Genomic DNA, 20007 nt, shown 5'->3' with positions numbered 1-20007 from the left:
TCGCCGGGCCGCGGCCTGGTCCGCGCGGAAGCGAGCAGGGGAGGATGTGGTGATCTCGGCGGAAAGCCTTGCGCTGTTCGTGCTGGCCTGCCTCGCGCTCGCCGCGACGCCCGGCCCCAACGTGGCGCTGATCGTCGGCACCAGCCTGAAGCACGGGCGGCGCTCGGGCATCCTCACGGCCACGGGCGTCAACGTGGGCCTCATCGCCCAGCTGGCGCTGGTGGCGGCGGGGCTCGCCTATGTGGTGGAGGCGTTTTCCCACCATTTCGATCTCGTGCGCTATGCCGGCGCCGCCTATCTGGTGTGGCTGGCCGTGCTGCAGTGGCGCTCGGCCGGCGCCAGCATCGATATGCCGGCCCCCTCGGCGCGGGCGGCGTTCGGGCGGGGGCTCGCGGTTGCCTTCGCCAACCCCAAGACCCTGCTGTTCCACGCGGCCTTCCTGCCGCAGTTCGTCACCGACACGGCCAATCCGGTGCCGCAGATCGCGCTTCTGGCGGCAGTGTTCGCCGGTATCGCGCTGGTGGGGGATGTCTTGTGGGCCGTGGTGGCGGACAAGGCGCGCGCCGCGCTCGCCGGCCGCTTCACCCGCATCGCCGACCGGGTTTCGGCCGGCATCCTGGTGGGCGGGGCGGCGATCCTGCTGGCGGCGGGACGCAGATAGGCGCGCGGCCGCATTGCCCGCCGGCGCGGCGGGTCTATAAGGCGTCATGCCCAAACCCAAGGCCGAGGCCGATTCCCCGACACTCCATGTGCTGCGCCATGTCTTTGGCTATGAGGCGTTCCGCGGCAGGCAGCAGGAGATCGTGGACCATGTGGTGGCTGGGGGCGACGCCCTCGTGCTGATGCCCACGGGCGGCGGCAAGTCCCTGTGCTATCAGGTGCCGGCGCTGGTGCGGCCGGGTACCGGCATCGTCGTTTCTCCGCTCATCGCGCTGATGCACGACCAGGTGCAGGCGCTGCGCCAGCTGGGCGTGAAGGCGGCCATGCTGAATTCCTCCCTGCCGCCCGGCGAGGCGCGGCAGGTGGAGCGGGCGCTGGCCATGGGCGACCTCGACCTGCTCTATGTGGCTCCGGAGCGACTCCTCACCGACAGCTTCCTGACGCTGCTCGACGGCGCGCGGCTCTCCCTGTTCGCCATCGACGAGGCGCACTGCGTGTCCCAGTGGGGGCACGACTTCCGGCCCGAGTACCGCCAGCTCACGGTGCTGCACGAGCGCTTTCCCGGCGTGCCGCGCATCGCGCTCACCGCCACCGCGGACGGGCCGACCCGGCGCGAGATCATGGAGCGGCTGGCGCTGGACGAGGGGCGGGTGTTCCTCTCCTCGTTCGACCGGCCGAACATCCGCTACCGCATCGCGCCCAAGAACAACCCGCGGGTTCAGCTGCGGGCCTTCCTCGACACGCACGACGGCGAGGCGGGCATCGTCTATTGCATGAGCCGGGCGAAGGTGGAGGCCACCGCCGAGATGCTGGCCACCGAGGGCCGCACCGCGCTGCCCTACCATGCCGGTCTCGACGCCGACACGCGCGCCCGCCACCAGGACCGCTTCCTCAAGGAGGAGGGGGTGGTGATGGTGGCGACCGTCGCCTTCGGTATGGGCATCGACAAGCCGGACGTGCGGTTCGTGGCCCATCTTGACCTGCCGAAGAGCATCGAGGCCTATTACCAGGAGACCGGCCGCGCCGGCCGCGACGGACTGCCCTCCGAGGCCCTGCTGCTTTATGGCGTCGAGGACGTGGCGAAGCTGATCCAGTTCGTCGACGGCTCGGATGCGCCGGACGCCCGCAAGCGGGTGGAGCGCTCCAAGCTCGATGCGCTGCTCGGCCTGTGCGAGACCGCCAGCTGCCGCCGGCAGGTATTGCTGAAGTATTTCGAGGAAGACCTCCCCGAGCCGTGCGGCAATTGCGACACCTGCCTCAACCCGCCGCGCACGTTCGACGGCACCGAGGCGGCGCAGAAGCTACTGTCCTGCGTCTACCGCACCGGCGAGCGCTTCGGCGCCGGCCATGTCATCGACGTGCTGCGCGGCGAGGCCAATGACAAGGTGCTGAAGTTCGGCCACGAGAGCCTCTCCACCTTCGGCATCGGCAAGGATTTCTCGCGCGACGAGTGGCGCGCCATCGTCCGCCAGTTGGTGGCCATGGGGCATCTGTGGGTGGACGTGGAGGGCCACGGCGCCCTCGGCCTCACCGAGAAATGCCGGGCGGTGCTGCGCGGCGCCGAGCGGGTGGAACTGAAGGCCGAGCCGCGCGCGCGTCCGGCCCGGGCCAGCGGCGGGGGCAGGGGTCCGGGACCGGCGCTGTCCGATCCGGGAGACGAGGCCCTGTTCCGCCGCCTGAAGGCGCTGAGGCTGGAGATCGCGCGCGCCCAGGGCGTGCCGCCCTACGTCATCTTCCACGACACCACGCTGCTCGACATGGTACGCGCCCGCCCGCGCTCGCTGGCGGCGCTGGGCGATGTCTCCGGCGTGGGCGAGGCCAAGCTGGAACGCTACGGCCCGCATTTCCTGGATGTGATCCGCGCAGGCGAGGCGGGCTGACGGCGCCGGACCCGCACGGCCGCGCGTTTCCGGCCGTTTCCCTCGACTGCAGGCGCGGGGGCGCGTGGACGCAACCGCAGCACGGTTGCCGGCGAAGGACGTGCCAGGCGCTTGTCGGAGCTCGCCTTTCACCGCGCCCCGGCGGCGCGCCGTGCGCTAGGACGCAGCTTCCAGCAGCAGGTCCAGCGCTTCCAGCACGGCGAGCCGGCGGATGGCGGCGCGGCCGGGGTCGCCGAAGCGTCTTTCCCGGTGCACGAGGCGGCCGTCGCGGCGGGCGCAGGCGAAATGCACCAGCCCCACCGGCTTTTCCGCCGAGCCGCCGCCGGGCCCCGCCACGCCGGTGATGGCGACGGCGGCAGCCACTCCGGCTGCCGCGCGGGCGCCCTCGGCCATGGCGCGGGCGGTCTCGGCGCTGACGGCGCCGTGGGCGGCGAGCGTCGCCTCGGGCACGGCGATCATCGCCATCTTGGCGGCATTGGAATAGGTGACGAAGCCCCGGTCCACCACGTCCGACGAGCCCGGCACGGCGGTAAGCGCGCCGGCGACCAGCCCGCCGGTGCAGGATTCGGCGGTCGCCAGCGTCCAGCCGCGCGCGCGGTAGGCGTCGAGCACCGCGACGGCTCGGTCGTAGATGTCCGGGGCGATCATGCCGTCGTCCATCATGCCTCCTCCATGGGCAGGCGGATGGTGGCGCTGGCCATAGCGGCGATGCCCTCGCGCCGGCCGGCGAAGCCCAGCTTCTCGGTGGTGGTGGCCTTCACCGAGATGCGGCCGACCGGGACGCCGGTGATTCGGGCGATGGCCTCGCGGATGGCGTCGCGGTGCGGCCCCACCTTGGGCGCCTCGCAGATCAGCGTGAGGTCGAGATGGGCGACCCGCCCGCCCCGCGCGGCCACCTTCTCCACCGCGTGGACGAGGAAGCGGTCGGAGGATGCGCCCTTCCACTGCGGGTCGGAGGGCGGGAAATGGGCGCCGATGTCGCCGTCGCACAGGGCACCGAGCAGGGCGTCGGTGAGCGCGTGCAGGCCCACGTCCGCATCCGAATGGCCCATGAGGCCGGCGCTGTGGGGAATGGCGACGCCGCCCAGCATCACATGGTCGCCGGGGCCGAAGGCGTGCACGTCGAAGCCGGTGCCGGTGCGCACGTCCGGCAGCTCGGCAAAGGCGGTCGCGGCCGCGCGGGCCATGTCCTCGGGGGTGGTCAGCTTCACGTTGGTGGCCTCGCCGTCGAAGGTGGCCACCGGGTGGCCTGCCCATTCCATCACCGCCGCGTCGTCGGTCAGCGTCTCCACGCCCGCGGCGGCGGCGGCGGCATGGGCGGCCCTCAGGGGCGCGAAGCGGAAGGCCTGCGGTGTCTGCACCGCACGCAGGCTGGCGCGATCGGGCGTGCCCACCACGATCCCGGCGCCATCCACCTGCTTCACCGTGTCGGTGACGGGCAGGACCGGAACCGCAGCCCCGGCGGCCTCGGCCGCGGCGACGGCACGGGCCACCAGCGCCGGCGAGGCGTGGGGCCGGGCGGCATCGTGGACCAGCACGATGGCCGGCGCCGGGCCGTCCATCGCCGCCAGTGCCTCCAGCCCGGCGCGGACCGATGCCTGCCGGGTCGCGCCGCCGGAAACGGCTGCCAGTATCTTGGGCAGATCGCGCGCGCTGTCCGCAAAGCGGCCGGAATCATCAGGATTTATGACCGGAAGCACGGCCGTGATGCCCGGATGCGACGCGAACAGGCGCAGTGTGCGGCGCAGCACCGTCTCGCCCGCCATGCTCTGATACTGCTTCGGCAGGGTGCCGCCCGCGCGCGTGCCGCGACCGGCGGCAACGACGATGGCAATGCAGGCGGGAGCAGGCGCGCCGGTCATGCGCAGCCCTGCCATGCGGGGGCACCAATCCTCGTGCGCAGGTAATCGCCTATGGTGCAACCCATGCTGCGCCGCACTTGCACGCAGACTGCCCTTGCGTGCCGCGTGCAAATGTCTAAGATGTAGGCAGAAAACAGGTGGCCCAATTTCTGTGCAAGAGACTGTCGCATTTTCCATTCCGGCGTTGCGGATCGGCCCTCACGCGCTGCCCAACGCGGTGATCCTCGCCCCGATGGCGGGAATCACTGACGCGCCGGTGCGGCGGATGGCGATCCGGTACGGCGCCGGTCTCGTCATATCAGAAATGGTGGCCAGCGAGGCGCTTCTCGAAGGCCATCCCGAAATGCTCCTCAGGGCCGAGGGGGAAGGGGTGCCGCTGCATGCGGTGCAGATCGCCGGCAACGACCCGCGCCTGATGGCCGAGGCGGCGCGCGTGGCGGAAGCCGCCGGCGCCGGCCTCATCGACATCAACATGGGCTGCCCGGCCAAGCGCGTGACCACCGGCGCCGCCGGCGCGGCCCTGCTGCGGGACCTGCCGCTGGCGCGCGCGATCCTCGAGGCGGTGCGCGGCGCCGTCTCCGTGCCGGTGACGGTGAAGACCCGGCTCGGCTGGGACGATCATGCCGCGACCGCGGTCGAGCTCGCGCGGATGGCGGAAGGCAGCGGCCTCGCCATGGTCACCATCCATGGCCGCACGCGGTGCCAGTTCTACACCGGCCGCGCCGACTGGGCGGCGATCCGGCCGGTCAAGGCGGCCGTCTCCATTCCCGTCATCGCCAATGGCGACGTGGTGGAGACGTCGGACGGCCCGGCCATCCTCGCCGCTTCCGGCGCGGACGGGGTGATGATCGGGCGCGGCGCCCAGGGGCGCCCGTGGTTTCCCGGCCGGGTGGCGCAGGCCATCGCCGGCCGCGCTCCGGTTGAGGCCGACCCGCCGCTGGAGGAACAGCGCGCGGTGCTGCTGGAGCTCTACGAGGGGTGGCTTGGCCTTTATGGCCGCGACCTCGGCGTGCGGCAGGCGCGCAAGCATGTGGGCTGGGCGCTTTCCGCCGCGGCCGCAAGCGCCGCCGGAGCCGAGCGCGAGGCCTTCGTGACCGGCTGGCGCAGGCGCCTGCTGGTGGAGGAAGACCCAGGCAAGGTGAGGGCGGGATTATCCCGAGCCTTCGATGAACTGATGTGGAGGGCGGCGGCATGAGCGCCGAAGCCAGGAAGCAGGACCAGCGCAAGACGGATCCCAAGACGGGTGCCAAGCCGGATACGAAGCCGGATCCCAAGCCCGAAGCCAGGGCCGACGCCCGGTCCGAACCCAAACCCAAGGGGGAGCAGGCAACGGGCATGACCCGAGCGATCCTCGATGCGGTGCCGCATCCGGTCTTCACCATCGGTGGCAACGGCCACGTGCTGGAGGCGAACGTCGCGGCCGAGGCCTTCTTCGAGGTCAGCGCGCCGCTGCTGCGCCGCAGGCCGCTGAGCGATCTCGTGCCGTTCGGCACGCCGCTGCTCGGCCTCATCGATCAGGTGCGGGCGCGCGGCGCGCCGGTGAACGAATATCGCGTGGACCTCGGCACGCCCCGCAACGGCGGTGAGCGCATCGTCGACATCCACGTGGCGCCGGTGGCCGAGCACCCCGACCAGGTGGTGGTGATGCTCCAGGAGCGCACCATCGCCGACAAGATGGATCGCCAGCTGACCCATCGCGGCGCCGCCCGCTCGGTCAGCGCGCTCGCGTCCATGCTGGCGCACGAGATCAAGAACCCGCTGTCCGGCATCCGCGGCGCGGCGCAGCTGCTGGAGCAGTCCGCCGGCGACGAGGATCGCGCGCTCACCCGCCTCATCTGCGAGGAGGCCGACCGCATCGTGAAGCTGGTGGACCGCATGGAGGTGTTCTCCGACGAGCGCCCGGTGGAGCGCGAGCCGGTGAACATCCACGCGGTGCTGGAACACGTGCGCACGCTGGCCTCGTCCGGCTTCGCCCGGCACATCCGGTTCGTGGAGGAATACGACCCCTCCCTGCCGCCGGTGCTGGCCAACCGCGACCAGCTGATCCAGGTGTTCCTGAACCTTGTGAAGAACGCCGCCGAGGCCATCGACAGCGACCAGGACGGCGAGATCCAGCTCACCACCGCGTTCCGGCCGGGCGTGCGCCTGACGGTGCCGGGCGCCTCCACCCGGGTGAGCCTGCCGCTGGAATTCTGCGTGCGCGACAACGGCAAGGGCGTGCCTGACGATCTGGTGCCCCACCTGTTCGACCCGTTCGTGACCACCAAGCCGACGGGGAGTGGCCTCGGTCTTGCTTTGGTGGCGAAGATCATCGGCGACCACGGCGGCATCGTCGAATGCGACAGCCAGCCCCGCCGCACAACCTTCCGCGTGCTCCTGCCCATGTATCGCGGCAAGAGCACGGCCCAAGAGGAAAATTGAGGTGTCGATGCCTACCGGAAGCATCCTCGTCGCCGACGACGACGCCGCGATCCGCACCGTTCTCAACCAGGCGCTCTCGCGCGCGGGCTATGAGGTGCGGTCCTGCGGCAACGCCGCCACGCTCTGGCGATGGGTGAGCCAGGGCGACGGCGACCTCGTCATCACCGACGTGGTGATGCCCGACGAGAACGCCTTCGACCTCTTGCCCCGCATCAAGAAGGCGCGGCCCGACCTGCCGGTCATCGTCATGAGCGCGCAGAACACGTTCATGACCGCCATCCGCGCCTCCGAGCGCGGGGCCTACGAATATCTGCCCAAGCCGTTCGACCTGAAGGAGCTCATCTCCATCGTCGGCCGCGCGCTGGCGGAGCCGAAGAAGGGCGACGGCGGCGTCCTCTCCCACGAGGAGCAGGACAACATCCCGCTGGTGGGCCGCTCGCCCGCCATGCAGGAGATATACCGCCTGCTCGCGCGCCTGATGCAGACCGACCTGACCGTGATGATCGCGGGCGAGAGCGGCACCGGCAAGGAGCTGGTGGCCCGCGCGCTGCACGACTACGGCAAGCGCCGCACCGGGCCGTTCGTCGCCATCAACATGGCGGCCATCCCGCGCGACCTCATCGAATCGGAGCTGTTCGGCCACGAGAAGGGCTCGTTCACCGGCGCCACCACCCGTAATCCCGGCCGCTTCGAGCAGGCGGAGGGCGGCACCCTGTTCCTCGACGAGATCGGCGACATGCCCATGGAGGCGCAGACGCGCCTGCTGCGCGTGCTGCAGCAGGGCGAATACACTACCGTGGGCGGCCGCACCCCCATCAAGACCGACGTGCGCATCATCGCCGCCACCAACAAGGACCTGCGCACCCTGATCCAGCAGGGCCTGTTCCGCGAGGACCTGTTCTTCCGCCTGAACGTGGTGCCCCTGCGCCTGCCGCCGCTGCGCGAGCGCTCGGAGGACGTGCCGGACCTGGTGCGCCACTTCTTCCTGCAGGCGGAGCGGGAGGGCCTGCCGGCCAAGCAGATCGACGCCGCCGCCCTCGACCGGCTGAAGCGCTACCGCTGGCCCGGCAACGTGCGCGAGCTGGAGAATCTGGTGCGGCGCCTTGCGGCGCTCTATCCGCAGGAGGTCATCACCCCGGCCATCATCGAGGCGGAGCTTTCCGAGCCCATGCCCAGCGCGCTCTCCGAGGAGGGGCCGGTAGACGCGACTCTGGCCGCCTCGGTGGAACGGCACCTCAACACCTATTTCTCCGGCTTCGGCGAGGATCTGCCCCCGCCTGGCCTCTACCATCGCATCCTCAAGGACGTGGAATATCCGCTCCTGTCGGCGGCGCTGGCGGCCACCCGTGGCAACCAGATCAAGGCGGCCGAGCTGCTGGGGCTCAACCGCAACACCCTGCGCAAGAAGATCCGCGACCTGGACATCCAGGTCATCCGTACCTCGCGCTGAAGGCGGGGGAGGAAACCGGGGCAGTAAACCGGGGCAGGGCGACGCGGCTGGCTGACGGCCGCGGGCCCGTGCCGCCGGAGGGCGTCCCTCGCCGGGTTTCGAGCGCTGCATGGTTGGGCTGGGGACGCTTGCCGCCGCCACGCCCCTCGCAGGTTTCGGCGCCGATGATTTGCCGATGATCCACCCGCGCGCCGCCGTCCGCGCCGGGCGCCCGCCGGGTCGCGGCGCGATTCGCGCCGTCCGGCATCGCGGGTGCCTCGCATCGCCCGTCCCTTCTGCCCACCGCGCGGCGCCCGCCAGAGATGCCGCTGCGGGAGCTGCATCTGTGCACAACCCGGTGGGGATGGGAGCCCGCTACCGATTACCCGTGGGCGCCGGCGGAAATGGTGGCGGGGGACTGTCGTCTGTCACATTTTTGCACCAGTGTCGTTCCACTGCATCACCTCCGCTGCGACTCGCGGGCGGGTGGAGCTGGGAGATCCTCGAGCAGATGACGGACGAGCCGGTTCAACGGGCCGTGCAGCGCGCGATGCCGAGGCGCAGGCTGGCAGCCCGCCTGTTTGCGCCCGTGGTGGTGGTGCTGTCGCTGGCGCTGGCGGTGGCGACGTTCGTCATCATGATGGGACTGACCTCCATCGTCCCCACGCCCGAGGTGGTCCGCAACCTGCTCTCGACCTCCGGCCTTGCGGTTCTCGTCCTCGTCGGGATCATCGGCCTCGAGGTGTGGCGCATCCTGCGGGCGCGGGCCCGGGGCCGGGCCGCCTCGCGGCTTCATGTGCGCATCGTCGGGCTGTTCGCCGGCGTGGCGGTGGTGCCGGCCATCGTCGTGGCGGTGGTGGCGAGCCTGACGCTGGACCGAAGCCTCGACCGCTATTTCTCCACCCGCACCCAGGAGATCGTCGCCACTGCCGCCTCGGTGGCGCAGACCTACGTGCGCGAGCATGCGATCTCCATCCGCGGCGACGTCCTGGCCATGGCCAACGACGTCTCGCGCATGAAGCCGCTTTACGAATCCGACCCGGAGAAATTCCGCGAGATCCTCACCGCGCAGGCGGCGCTGCGCAACGTGCCGGGGGCGCAGATCATCCGCCGCGACCTCTCCGTGGTGGAGCGCGCCAACCTGCGCACCGACCGCGAATACATCGTGCCCGCCAACATCGCCATCAACGAGGCGACGCCGGAACAGCCCATCATCTACCTGCCCTCCGACGCCGACTTCGTGGGCGCGGTGGTGCCGCTCGCCGGCTATGACGACAGGTTCCTCTATGTGGCCCGCGCCATCGACCCGCGGGTCATCGGCTATCTCAACGTGACGCGCCAGACGCTGACGGACTACCGCGAGCTGGAAGACCGGCGCTTCACCGTGCAGATCGCCTTCGCGCTCATGTATTCCTTCATCACCCTCATCGTCCTGCTCTCGGCGGTGTGGATGGCCATCAACTTCTCCAAATGGCTGGTGGCGCCCATCCGCCGGCTGATGTGGGCGGCCGATCGCGTGGCGGCGGGCAATCTGGACGTGCAGGTGCCGGTCAACCGGGCCGAGGGCGACCTCGCCACCCTGGGCGAGAGCTTCAACAAGATGACCGGCGAGCTGAAGACCCAGCGCAACGCGCTCGTCACCGCCCGCGACCAGATCGACAGCCGCCGCCGCTTCACCGAGGCGGTGCTCTCCGGTGTCGGCGCGGGCGTCATCGGCCTCGATGCGGAGGCGCGGGTCACCATCCTCAACCGCTCGGCGGAGCGCCTGCTGGGCCTTTCCGAGCCGGAGGCGCTCGGCCGGGCGCTGGCGGAGGTGGTGCCCGAAACCGCCGCCCTGATCGACGAGGCGCTCGGCGCCGGCCAGCGCGGGGCGCAGGGCAACATCACCGTGCAACGGGAGGGGCGCGAGCGCGTGTTCGCGGTGCGCGTCACCACCGAGCAGGCGGCGGTGGAGAACCACGGCTGGGTGGTGACGCTGGACGACATCACCGCCCTCATCTCCGCCCAGCGCACCTCGGCGTGGGCCGACGTGGCGCGGCGCATCGCCCACGAGATCAAGAATCCGCTGACCCCCATCCAGCTCTCCGCCGAGCGGCTGAAGCGCAAGTACGGCCGGCACATCACCCAGGACCGGGATGTGTTCGACCAGTGCACCGACACCATCATCCGCCAGGTGGGCGATATCGGCCGCATGGTGGACGAGTTCTCCTCCTTCGCCCGCATGCCCAAACCGGTGGTGGACGCGCAGGACCTCGCGGAGACGGTGCGGCAGGTGGTGTTCCTGATGCGCGTCGGCCATCCCGAGGTCACGTTCGAGGCCGAGCTGCCGGCGTCGCTGCCGGCGCGGTTCGACCGGCGCCTGATCTCGCAGGCGCTCACCAACATCCTCAAGAACGCCGCCGAGGCCATCGAGGGCGTCCCCGAGCCCGAGCGTGGCCGCGGCCGCATCCGCGTGAACGCCAAGGCGGAGGGCGACGACCTGATCATCGACGTCATCGACAACGGCGCGGGGCTGCCGGTCGAGAAGCGCAGCCGGCTGCTGGAACCCTACGTGACCACCCGCGAGAAGGGCACGGGCCTCGGCCTCGCCATCGTGGGCAAGATCATGGAGGAGCACGGCGGCTCCATTGAACTCAACGATTCGCCCGAGGGGCGCGGCGCCTGGATCCGGCTGCGCATGCGGGCGGACGGGCAACCACCGGCCGGCGCGGGCGGGGCGCAACCGGTCCCTGAGGCAGGGAGAGCCTGACATGGCCATGGACATCCTCATCGTCGACGATGAGGCCGATATCTGCGAGCTGGTGGCCGGCATCCTGGAGGACGAGGGCTACGCCGCCCGCACCGCCCGGGATGCGGACAGCGCGCTGGCGGCCATCGCCGCCCGCCGCCCCAATCTCGTGTTCCTCGACATCTGGCTGCAGGGCTCGCGCCTCGACGGGCTGGAGCTGCTGAACGAGATCAAGAGCCAGCACCCCGACGTGCCGGTGGTGATGATCTCCGGCCACGGCAACATCGAGACCGCGGTCGCCGCCATCAAGCGCGGCGCCTACGACTTCATCGAGAAGCCGTTCAACGCCGACCGCCTGGTGATGGTGGCCGAGCGGGCGCTGGAGACGCTGCGCCTCAAGCGCGAATTGAAGGAGCTGAAGCAGCTCGCCCCGCACGGCCGCGTGCTGGTGGGCCGCTCCAGCGCCATCCAGCAGTTGAAGGCCACCGTCGAGCGGGTGGGCCCCACCAACAGCCGCATCCTCATCGTCGGGCCGTCCGGCTCCGGCAAGGAGCTCACCGCCCGCCTCATCCACGGCACCTCCTCGCGGGCACAGGGCCCGTTCGTGGTGCTCAATTCCGCCGCCATCACCCCGGAGCGGCTGGAATACGAGATGTTCGGCGTGGCCGAGGGGGAGGGGCGCGAGGCCAAGCGCGGCGCGCTGGAGGAGGCCCATGGCGGCACCCTGTTCCTCGACGAGATCGCCGACATGCCGCGGGAGACGCAGAACCGCGTGCTGCGCGTTCTGGTGGAGCAGACCTTCACCCGCCTCGGCTCCAACGACAAGGTGAGCGTGGACGTGCGCATCATCTCCTCCACCGGGCGCAACCTGGAGGAGGAGATCGGCAAGGGCCGCTTCCGCGAGGATCTCTACCACCGCCTGTCGGTGGTGCCGATCCGCGTGCCGCCGCTGGCGGAGCGGCGCGAGGACATTCCCGATCTGGTGGATTTTTTCCTCGAGGGCATCTCCCAGACCACCGGCCTACCGCGCCGGCCCATCGGCGAGGACGCCATGGCGGTGCTCCAGTCCCACGACTGGCCCGGCAACGTGCGCCAGCTGCGCAACAACGTGGAACGGCTGCTGATTCTCGCCGGCGGCGACCCGGAGGCGACCATCACCGCCGCCATGCTGCCGCCGGACGTGGGCGCGCTGGTGCCCACGCTTCCCAACGGCAACGGCGGCGAGCACCTGATGGGCCTGCCGCTGCGCGAGGCGCGCGAGGTGTTCGAGCGCGAATATCTTGCCGCCCAGATCAACCGTTTCGGCGGCAATATCTCGCGCACGGCCGAGTTCGTCGGCATGGAGCGCTCGGCGCTTCATCGAAAGCTAAAGGCTCTCGGCGTAGGCTGACAGTCCAGTTGACGGGATGCCCAAAAAAGGGGCTGCATCGGGGGACCGGAGGCGGGACCGCAAGGGGACCGGCAACCCGGTGGGGGAGGGCTCATGAAGGTCGTGATCTGCGGCGCGGGCCAGGTGGGGTTCGGCATCGCCGAGCGCCTCGCCGGTGAGCAGAACGACGTGTCGATCATCGACACGAGCGCGCGCCGCATCCAGACGGTAACCGAGCAGCTCGACGTGCGCGGCGTGGTGGGGCAGGGCTCCCATCCCGACGTGCTCGCCCGCGCCGGCATCGAGCAGGCGGACATGCTCATCGCCGTCACCCTGCACGACGAGGTGAACATGGTGGCCTGCCAGGTGGGCCACGCGCTGTTCAACGTGCCCACCAAGGTGGCGCGCATCCGCGCCCAGACCTACCTCGCTCCCGAATGGCGCGACCTGTTCTCGCGCGACCAGCTGCCCATCGACGTGGTGATCTCGCCCGAGATCGAGGTGGGCGAGATGGTGCTGCGCCGCCTCTCCCTGCCCGGCGCCACCGATACGGTGAATTTCGCCGACGGCGCGGTGGTGGTGGTGGGCGTCTCCTGCGGCGACGACTGCCCGCTGGTGAACACGCCGCTGAACCAGCTGACCCAGCTGTTCCCGGACATGCCGGCCACCATCGTCGCGGTGAACCGGGGCGGGCGCACGCTGGTGCCTCGCTCCACGGACCAGCTGGCCGCGGGCGACAACGTCTATTTCGTCGCCCAGGCCGATCAGGTGCAGCGCGCGCTCTCGCTGTTCGGCCACGACGAGGTGCCGGGCCAGCGCATCGTGATTGCCGGCGGCGGCAACATCGGCTTCTACGTGGCCGGCGAGCTGGAGAAGCGCAACGCCGCCGCCCGCATCAAGCTGATCGAATCCTCCCGCGAGCGGGCGCAGATGATCGCCGAGGTGCTGTCGCGCACCGTGGTGCTCAACGGCGACGCGCTGGAGCGCGGCATCCTGGACGAGGCCGGAGTGGGGGAGGCCGACACCATGATCGCCCTCACCAACGACGACCGCATCAACATCCTCTCCTGCCTGCTCGCCAAGCAGATCGGCGCCAAGCGCATCCTCTCGCTGCTGAACGAGCAGGGATACGCCACCTTCGCCCGCGGGCTCGGCATCGACGCCCATGTGAACCCGCGGCAGATCACGGTGTCCAAGGTGCTCCAGCACGTGCGGCGCGGGCGTATCCGCGGCGTCCACGCGCTGCTCGACGGCACCGGCGAGATGATCGAGGCGGAGGCGCTGGAGACCTCGCCGCTGGTGGGCCGGCCGCTGCGCGACCTGAACCTGCTGGAGGGCATCCGCATCGGCGCCATCGTGCGCAACGGGCAGGTGCTGCTGCCGCGGGGCGACTTCGTGGTGCGCGCCCACGACCGGGTGGTGCTGTTCGCCCTCGCCGACAAGATCAAGCGCGTGGAGCAGCTGTTCCGCGTCGCCCTCGAATTCTTCTGATCGCCGCCCATGGTCAACGCCGCCCGTCCGCTGGCCGCCGGCCTCCTGCTCCTCGGCATTCTCGCGCTGCTGCCGGCGGCCGTGGCGGCGCGCGGCGGCACGGGGCACGCGGGCGTGTTCCTCGCCACTTGCGGCTTCTGCCTGTTCCTCGCCGGCCTGCTGCGCTTCACCACCGAAGGCATTTCGGTGCGCCTGTCGCGCGCCGGCGGCGTGGCCCTGGTGGCCACCCTGTGGCTGGTGCTGCCGCTGGCGGCGACCCCGGCCATCGCCATCGTCTCCGGCCTGTCGCCGCTCGCGGCCTGGCTGGAGGCCGTGTCCGCCTTCACCACCACCGGCCTCACGGCGCTGCAGCAGGGGCCGGCCAGCCTCTATGTCTGGCTTGCCGTGCTGCAATGGGCGGGTGGCCTGCTGACGGTGGTCGCCGCGGTGGCGGTGCTGGCGCCGGCCGGGCTCGGCGGCCTGCCGGACCGCACCCCGCGCGGCGGGGGCACGCTGGATGCCGTGGACATCACCGCGGTGCTGCGCGAGAGCGTGCCGATCTATCTCGGCGTCACGCTCATTGCCCTGCTTGCGCTGATGGTGGGTGGAGAAAGCCTCTACGTCGCCTTCACCCTCGCCACCGCCGCCGTTTCCGCCGGGGCCCACCTGCCGCCCGAGGCGCAGCTGGCGCTGACCCTGGACGAGAGCCCGCGCTGGGTGCTGCTGCCGTTCCTGCTGTGGAGCGCCACCAGCGTGCGCTGGCACCGGGCGCTGCTGACCCGCCGCATCAACGCCGCGCCCGAGCAGGTGGAGAGCCTGGTCATCCTCGGCTGGTGGGCGGTGCTGGGCATCGTGCTCGGCGCGCTCCTGTTCCAGACGGCGGACGTGCCGGCGCTGGACGCGGTGCGCGACGGCCTGTTCTCGGCCGCCTCGCTCATCTCCACCAGCGGCATCGGCCCGCGCGAGGGCACCTATGCCAGCCTGCCGCTGGGCCTCGTCATCCTCGTCGTGCTGCTGGGGGGAGGGGCGCTGTCGGTGGCGGGCGGGCTGAAGATGATGCGCCTGCGGGCGATCCTTCTGCGCCTGCGGGGCGACCTCATGCGCCTCGTCTACCCCCATCTCGTCCAGTCGGCCGCGCTCGAAGGCGGCGTCGGCTCGGTGATGCGCGGCATCTGGGCCGGGGCGGCGAGCCTCGCCTTCGCCTTCGCGGTGTGCGTCATCGCCCTGAGCCCCGGCCTGCCGAGCCTCGACGCGGCGCTCGCGGCGGCGGCAGCGGTGGTGACCAATACCGGCCCCGTCTATGACGCCGGCGGCCCCGGCTGGCCGGCCATCGCATCGCTGCCGGCGCCCTCCGTGCTGGTGGCCGGGCTCGGCATGATCGCGGGGCGCCTCGAGATCATCGGCCTCCTCGTGGTGATCCATTTCGCCTTCTGGCGCAGCTGAAAGCGTTCTGTCCCATGTCCCGCATCGCCTACGTCAACGGCCGCTACCTGCCTCACCGCCATGCCAGCGTGCATGTGGAGGATCGCGGCTACCAGTTCGCCGACGGCGTCTACGAGGTGTGCGAGGTGTGGAACGGCCATCTGATGGACGAGCGCCGCCATCTCGACCGGCTGGAACGCTCCCTGTCCGAGCTCGCCATTCAAGCGCCCATGAGCCGGGTGGCGCTTTCCGCCGTGCTGCACGAGGTGGTGCGCCGCAACGGCGTGCGCGACGGCCTCGTCTATCTGCAGGTCACGCGCGGCGTCGCCCGGCGCGATCATCCCTTCCCGCCGGCCGGCACGCGCCCCTCGGTGGTGGTCACCGCGCGCCGCTCCGACCGCGCGGCGCAGGCCGCGCTGGCGGCGCAGGGCGTGGGCGTCATCACGGTGCCGGAGAACCGCTGGCCGCGGGTGGACATCAAGTCCACCTCGCTGCTGCCCAACGTGCTGGCGAAGCAGCAGGCGAAGGAAGCCGGCTGCCGCGAGGCCTGGTTCGTCGATGCGTCCGGCCATGTCACCGAGGGCGCGTCCACCAACGCGTGGATCGTGACCGCCGACCGGCGGATCCTCACCCGTCCGGCGGACCATGGCATCCTGCGCGGAATCACCCGCACGGTGGTGCTCGAGGTTGCTGCCGGGCTCGGCTACACGGTGGAGGAGCGGGCGTTCACGGTGGCGGAGGCGCTGGCGGCGCCGGAGGCCTTCATCACCGCCGCGACCACGGTTGTGATGCCGGTGGCGCGCATCGACGGCAAGCCTGTCGGAGACGGGCGTCCGGGCCCCGTCGCGACCTCCATGCGGCTGAAATTCCACGACTATTCCGAGGCGAGCTAAGCCGCGGCATGGTGCGATGATGCTGTGCGGCAAAATAATATTGCGCCGCCATCGCTCTGTGCCATTCTAGCCTGCCAACTCCCATGACGGGGCGCGCTTGCCGCGCCGTTCGGCCATGGGCTCAACGCCGAAACAAACGGATACGAAAATGGCGGCGGAACGGACACAAAATCTTCAGGACACTTTTCTCAACCACGTCCGCAAGAACAAGACTCCCCTCACGATTTTCCTGGTGAACGGGGTGAAGCTTCAGGGCGTTGTCACTTGGTTCGATAATTTCTGCGTGCTGCTGCGCCGCGACGGCCATTCGCAACTGGTTTACAAGCACGCCATTTCCACCATCATGCCGGGTCATCCGGTGCAGCTGTTCGATCCCACCGACGACGCGGGAGAGAAGGCTTAAGGCCGGAGAGGGCCCTTCGGGGCCCGCACCCGCAGCGCTGATCAGGACGAAGGCATCACGTTGAAGGCAAGGTCGAGGCCGGGGGCACACGGGGCTGCCGCGCCGGGCGCGGACGCCATAAAGGCCGGTACCGCGCCGGAACAGGAATCGCGCGAGGGCGGGGAAGCCGCGCCGCGAGATGATTTCGCGCGTCCGGCTGATGGCCGGGACGGTGCGCGCGGCGGCGTCGATCGCCGGGCGCCGCCCACGCGCTGCGCGGTGGTGACGCCCGTGCTCAGCCGCCGTGGCAATCGCGGCCAGCCGGACCGCCGCAGCCCGGAAGCCCGGCTCGATGAGGCGGTGGGCCTTGCCGCCGCCATCGAGCTCGACGTGGTGTTCGCGGGCCTCGTGCCGCTGTCCGAAATCCGCCCGGCCACCTATCTCGGCACCGGCAAGGTGGAGGAGCTCGCCGGCGTGGTGAAGGCGGAGGCCATCGACCTCGTCTTCTTCGACGCCGCGCTCTCGCCGGTGCAGCAGCGCAACCTGGAAAAGGCCTGGTCCACCAAGGTGGTGGACCGCACGGCGCTGATTCTGGAAATCTTCGGCATGCGCGCCCGCACCAAGGAAGGCGCGCTGCAGGTGGAGCTGGCCCACCTCAATTACCAGCGCTCCCGTCTTGTCCGCTCCTGGACCCACCTGGAGCGCCAGCGCGGCGGCTTCGGCTTCCTCGGCGGCCCCGGCGAAACCCAGATCGAGGCCGACCGCCGGCTCATCGGCGAGCGCATCGTGCGCATCGAGAAGGAGCTGGAGCAGGTGAAGCGCACGCGCGGCCTGCACCGCGCCAGCCGCAAGCGCGTGCCGTACCCGGTGGTGGCGCTGGTGGGCTACACCAACGCCGGCAAGTCCACCTTGTTCAACCGCCTGACGCGTGCCGAGGTGATGGCGCAGGACCTCCTGTTCGCCACCCTCGACCCCACCCTGCGCGCGCTCGATTTGCCGCACGGCACCCGCATCATCCTCTCCGACACGGTGGGCTTCATCTCCGAGCTGCCGACCCAGCTGGTGGCCGCCTTCCGCGCCACGCTGGAAGAGGTGCTGGAGGCGGACCTGATTCTCCACGTGCGCGACATCTCCCACCCCGATTCCGAGGCGCAGGCCGCCGACGTGGCCGACGTGCTGGAGGATCTGGGCGTCGATCCGCAGCCCGGCGGGCGCGTGGTGGAGGTGTGGAACAAGATCGACCGCCTCTCGCCCGAGGCCCGCGAGCAGGTGGAGAACCGCTTCGTGCGCGGCGGGCCGGAGGCGCCGGTGCCTGTTTCGGCGCTGACTGGGGAGGGGACCGGCGCGCTGCTCGATCTGGTGGAACGCCGCATCACCGCCGGCCGGGTGACGCTGCATGTGACCCTCGCCGCGGAGGACGGGGAGGGGCTGGGCTGGCTCTATCGCCACGGCGAGGTGCTGGAGCGCACCTCGGGCGACGATGGCGCCGTGCACGTGGCCCTGCGCATCGCGCCCGACCGCACCGGCCTCGTCACCCGCCGCTTCGGCGCCGCGCGGGTGCAGGCGGACTGAGGGCAGGGGCGGTCCGGGAAGGGCCCGGGGCGCTTGGTCGGCTGAAGCTCGACGGCGGACGGCCGGGCCGCACCGGTCTCGTCACCCACCACTTCCGCGCCACGCGTGTGAAGGCGGATTGAGGGCAGGGCAGAGCGGCCGTTGGCGCGAAGGGCCAGGGAAGGGCTCTGGACGTTCCATCGGCGCACCCCCCGCGGCATGGCCGGTCCGGGGATCTTCGGCCATATCTCTCCCGTGCTGGACGGCGCGTTTCAGCCGCTCCCTCTCAGCCACTCCCTTGGTCAGCCACTCCCTTGGTAAGGGAGTGGTCCTCCCTGGGGTCCGTCCGCCATGCGCTGGGCCCGGCGTGTGGGACAGGATCGGCCGTCGGCGAGACCAGCGCGCGGCAGGCCGGCGTCACGCCGAAATTCCCGACCCGATACGCGCACGGGCCGCACGCCGGGCCTCCTGCCGCCGTCCGCCTCAGCCGCCGGCAGCCTGTGTCCCGGCACCCTGTGTCTCAGACATCCTCCCGGTCTCCTCCGCCATGCGTTCGAGCCGTTTCGCGGCCTGCCACAGTGCCTCCATCTCCTCGAGGCTCGCGGCCCCGGGCGTGCGGCCCTCGGCGGCAAGGCTGGCCTCCACATGGCCGAAGCGGCGGGTGAACTTGTCGTTGGTGCCACGCAGCGCCGCTTCCGGATCAACACCGGCATGGCGCGCCAGATTGACCACGGCGAACAGGAGGTCGCCGATCTCGTCGCGGATGGCCGCCGGTCCGCCGTCGTCCAGCGCCTCGGAAACCTCCTGCGTCTCCTCGCGGATCTTGGCCAGCACCTGCCGCGCGTCGTTCCAATCGAAGCCCACGCGGCCGGCCTTCTCCTGCAGCTTCAGGGCGCGGGTGAGGGCAGGGAGGGGCAGGGGCACGCCGGAAAGAACGCCGCGCGCCTCCGCCTCGGCCGGCAGCCCGGCAGCCGCGCGCGCCGCGGCCCGGGCACGCTTCTCCTGCGCCTTGATCTCGCTCCACAGGCCCTTCACCTCGTCCGGCGTGAGGCCGCGGGCCGGGCCAAACACGTGGGGATGGCGGCGGATGAGCTTGGCGGTGATCGCCTCCACCACGTCCCCGAAATCGAACGCGCGCTGCTCCTGCGCCATGCGGGCGTGGAACACCACCTGCAGCAGGAGGTCACCGAGCTCCTCGCACAGGTCCGGCAGATCGGCGCGGGCGATGGCGTCCGCGACCTCGTAAGCCTCCTCGACCGTGTAGGGCGCGATGCTCGCGAAGTCCTGCTCCAGATCCCACGGGCAGCCGGTTCCCGGCGTGCGCAGGGCGGCCATGATCTCGATGAGGCGCGCGATATCGCGGGAGGCATCCATGGCAGTCTCCGGGCGGGGCAGGGCAGGATGGCGCCTTTACCGGGCGCGCCCGCGTCCTATGCTCCCGCCAAGAGGCGAGGAAAAGAGCATATGTCGCAGATCATCGCGCCGGCCGGCCCCATCGACATGGATATCCGCCCCGGCGAGGCGGCGGTGGCACTGCCGGAACGGTTCGACGCCGGCCTCTATTTCATCGGCCGCATCCGCACGCCGTGGACCGAGCGCGGCAGCTGCCCCCGGCGCGGCGATCCGGACGAGGGGCCGCTCTGCACGCTGGAGGTGGATGAGCGCTGGGCCGAGGCGCTCACAGGCCTCGCCGACTGCCCGCGCATCCAGGTGCTGTACTGGATGGACCGGGCCCGGCGCGACCTCGTGCTCCAGAGCCCGCGCAGCGACGGACCGACCCGCGGCACCTTCGCCCTGCGCTCGCCGGTGCGGCCGAACCCGATCGCATCCTCGGTCGTGCGGCTGGTGGGGGTCGAGGGCGTGCGGGTGAGCGTGCGCGGCCTCGACTGCCTCGACGGCACGCCGCTCCTCGACATCAAGGTCCATCACGGCTGAGACCG

At 70.9% G+C, this 20007-nt stretch carries 16 protein-coding genes; 13 read left to right on the top strand and 3 right to left on the bottom strand.

All coding sequences use genetic code 11. The features are described 5' to 3' along the window. Window positions 1-49 precede the first annotated feature (49 nt). Both V5F49_RS00430 and recQ read left to right on the top strand, forming a co-directional pair. Complete coding sequence (locus V5F49_RS00430) at window positions 50-661, top strand: LysE family translocator (protein WP_394116498.1); 612 nt, start codon at window positions 50-52, stop codon at window positions 659-661. A 46-nt stretch (window positions 662-707) separates the two neighbouring features. Beyond that, a complete protein-coding gene (recQ, locus tag V5F49_RS00425; protein ID WP_394116499.1) occupies window positions 708-2540 on the top strand; it encodes a DNA helicase RecQ in 1833 nt (610 codons plus the stop codon). Window positions 2541-2696: 156 nt separating this feature from the next. On the opposite strand, the gene V5F49_RS00420 is transcribed toward recQ, so the two are convergent. Both V5F49_RS00420 and V5F49_RS00415 read right to left on the bottom strand, forming a co-directional pair. Then, entirely contained in the window at window positions 2697-3203 is a 507-nt protein-coding gene (locus V5F49_RS00420) for a CinA family protein (protein ID WP_394116500.1), read from the bottom strand. Continuing rightward, complete coding sequence (locus tag V5F49_RS00415; RefSeq protein ID WP_394116667.1) at window positions 3200-4402, bottom strand: bifunctional 2-C-methyl-D-erythritol 4-phosphate cytidylyltransferase/2-C-methyl-D-erythritol 2,4-cyclodiphosphate synthase; 1203 nt, start codon at window positions 4400-4402, stop codon at window positions 3200-3202. Before V5F49_RS00415 ends, V5F49_RS00420 begins: the two co-directional genes overlap by 4 nt. A gap of 232 nt (window positions 4403-4634) precedes the next feature. Here V5F49_RS00415 and dusB point away from each other — a divergent pair, with 232 nt between their 5' ends. From dusB to hflX, 10 genes are all read left to right on the top strand, one after another. Continuing rightward, window positions 4635-5597 (top strand): tRNA dihydrouridine synthase DusB, encoded by a 963-nt coding sequence (gene dusB / locus V5F49_RS00410; protein ID WP_509210726.1) that lies wholly within the window; start codon window positions 4635-4637, stop codon window positions 5595-5597. A 140-nt stretch (window positions 5598-5737) separates the two neighbouring features. After that, window positions 5738-6823: a two-component system sensor histidine kinase NtrB gene (locus V5F49_RS00405; protein ID WP_394116669.1), complete on the top strand. Its 1086-nt coding sequence runs from the start codon at window positions 5738-5740 to the stop codon at window positions 6821-6823. 7 nt (window positions 6824-6830) lie between these two features. Next, on the top strand, window positions 6831-8273 hold the full coding sequence (ntrC, locus tag V5F49_RS00400) for a nitrogen regulation protein NR(I) (protein WP_394116670.1): 1443 nt from the start codon (window positions 6831-6833) through the stop codon (window positions 8271-8273). A gap of 529 nt (window positions 8274-8802) precedes the next feature. After that, window positions 8803-11001, top strand: a complete 2199-nt coding sequence (locus V5F49_RS00395; RefSeq protein ID WP_394116501.1) for a sensor histidine kinase NtrY-like — start codon at window positions 8803-8805, stop codon at window positions 10999-11001. A gap of 1 nt (window position 11002) precedes the next feature. Then, window positions 11003-12370: a nitrogen assimilation response regulator NtrX gene (gene ntrX / locus V5F49_RS00390; protein ID WP_394116502.1), complete on the top strand. Its 1368-nt coding sequence runs from the start codon at window positions 11003-11005 to the stop codon at window positions 12368-12370. 93 nt (window positions 12371-12463) lie between these two features. After that, window positions 12464-13840 carry a Trk system potassium transporter TrkA gene (gene trkA, locus V5F49_RS00385; RefSeq protein WP_394116503.1) on the top strand — a complete coding sequence of 459 codons (1377 nt, stop codon included), beginning with the start codon at window positions 12464-12466 and terminating at the stop codon, window positions 13838-13840. A gap of 9 nt (window positions 13841-13849) precedes the next feature. Further along, entirely contained in the window at window positions 13850-15262 is a 1413-nt protein-coding gene (locus V5F49_RS00380; RefSeq protein WP_394116504.1) for a hypothetical protein, read from the top strand. A 14-nt stretch (window positions 15263-15276) separates the two neighbouring features. Continuing rightward, complete coding sequence (locus V5F49_RS00375; RefSeq protein WP_394116505.1) at window positions 15277-16134, top strand: D-amino-acid transaminase; 858 nt, start codon at window positions 15277-15279, stop codon at window positions 16132-16134. A 148-nt stretch (window positions 16135-16282) separates the two neighbouring features. After that, complete coding sequence (hfq, locus tag V5F49_RS00370) at window positions 16283-16537, top strand: RNA chaperone Hfq (protein WP_203196666.1); 255 nt, start codon at window positions 16283-16285, stop codon at window positions 16535-16537. Window positions 16538-16654: 117 nt separating this feature from the next. After that, complete coding sequence (gene hflX, locus V5F49_RS00365) at window positions 16655-18088, top strand: GTPase HflX (RefSeq protein WP_394116671.1); 1434 nt, start codon at window positions 16655-16657, stop codon at window positions 18086-18088. A 462-nt stretch (window positions 18089-18550) separates the two neighbouring features. Here the strand turns inward: hflX and mazG are convergent, their stop codons facing one another. Continuing rightward, the gene (mazG, locus tag V5F49_RS00360) at window positions 18551-19441 is read right to left on the bottom strand and encodes a nucleoside triphosphate pyrophosphohydrolase (protein ID WP_394116506.1); all 891 of its coding nucleotides are present in this window, start codon (window positions 19439-19441) and stop codon (window positions 18551-18553) included. A 90-nt stretch (window positions 19442-19531) separates the two neighbouring features. On the opposite strand from mazG, the gene V5F49_RS00355 reads away from it, so the two are divergent. After that, complete coding sequence (locus tag V5F49_RS00355) at window positions 19532-20002, top strand: SAM-dependent methyltransferase (protein WP_394116507.1); 471 nt, start codon at window positions 19532-19534, stop codon at window positions 20000-20002. Window positions 20003-20007 lie beyond the last annotated feature (5 nt).

Source organism: Xanthobacter lutulentifluminis (assembly GCF_043194675.2).
Classification (GTDB): domain Bacteria; phylum Pseudomonadota; class Alphaproteobacteria; order Rhizobiales; family Xanthobacteraceae; genus Xanthobacter.
The sequence above is the reverse complement of the archived record's forward strand: the minus strand, read 5'-3'. Positions and strand labels throughout refer to the sequence as shown.

Bases quoted from the DNA above. Each gene is read 5' to 3' on its own strand.
- ntrX (WP_394116502.1), top strand. From the start codon at position 11,003: ATGGCCATGGACATCCTCATCGTCGACGATGAGGCCGATATCTGCGAG.
- trkA (WP_394116503.1), top strand. From the start codon at position 12,464: ATGAAGGTCGTGATCTGCGGCGCGGGCCAGGTGGGGTTCGGCATCGCC.
- V5F49_RS00405 (WP_394116669.1), top strand. From the start codon at position 5,738: ATGACCCGAGCGATCCTCGATGCGGTGCCGCATCCGGTCTTCACCATC.
- hfq (WP_203196666.1), top strand. From the start codon at position 16,283: ATGGCGGCGGAACGGACACAAAATCTTCAGGACACTTTTCTCAACCAC.
- mazG (WP_394116506.1), bottom strand. From the start codon at position 19,441: ATGGATGCCTCCCGCGATATCGCGCGCCTCATCGAGATCATGGCCGCC.
- dusB (WP_509210726.1), top strand. From the start codon at position 4,635: ATGGCGGGAATCACTGACGCGCCGGTGCGGCGGATGGCGATCCGGTAC.
- ntrC (WP_394116670.1), top strand. From the start codon at position 6,831: ATGCCTACCGGAAGCATCCTCGTCGCCGACGACGACGCCGCGATCCGC.
- V5F49_RS00375 (WP_394116505.1), top strand. From the start codon at position 15,277: ATGTCCCGCATCGCCTACGTCAACGGCCGCTACCTGCCTCACCGCCAT.
- V5F49_RS00420 (WP_394116500.1), bottom strand. From the start codon at position 3,203: ATGATGGACGACGGCATGATCGCCCCGGACATCTACGACCGAGCCGTC.
- V5F49_RS00380 (WP_394116504.1), top strand. From the start codon at position 13,850: ATGGTCAACGCCGCCCGTCCGCTGGCCGCCGGCCTCCTGCTCCTCGGC.
- V5F49_RS00415 (WP_394116667.1), bottom strand. From the start codon at position 4,402: ATGACCGGCGCGCCTGCTCCCGCCTGCATTGCCATCGTCGTTGCCGCC.
- recQ (WP_394116499.1), top strand. From the start codon at position 708: ATGCCCAAACCCAAGGCCGAGGCCGATTCCCCGACACTCCATGTGCTG.
- V5F49_RS00355 (WP_394116507.1), top strand. From the start codon at position 19,532: ATGTCGCAGATCATCGCGCCGGCCGGCCCCATCGACATGGATATCCGC.
- V5F49_RS00395 (WP_394116501.1), top strand. From the start codon at position 8,803: ATGCCGAGGCGCAGGCTGGCAGCCCGCCTGTTTGCGCCCGTGGTGGTG.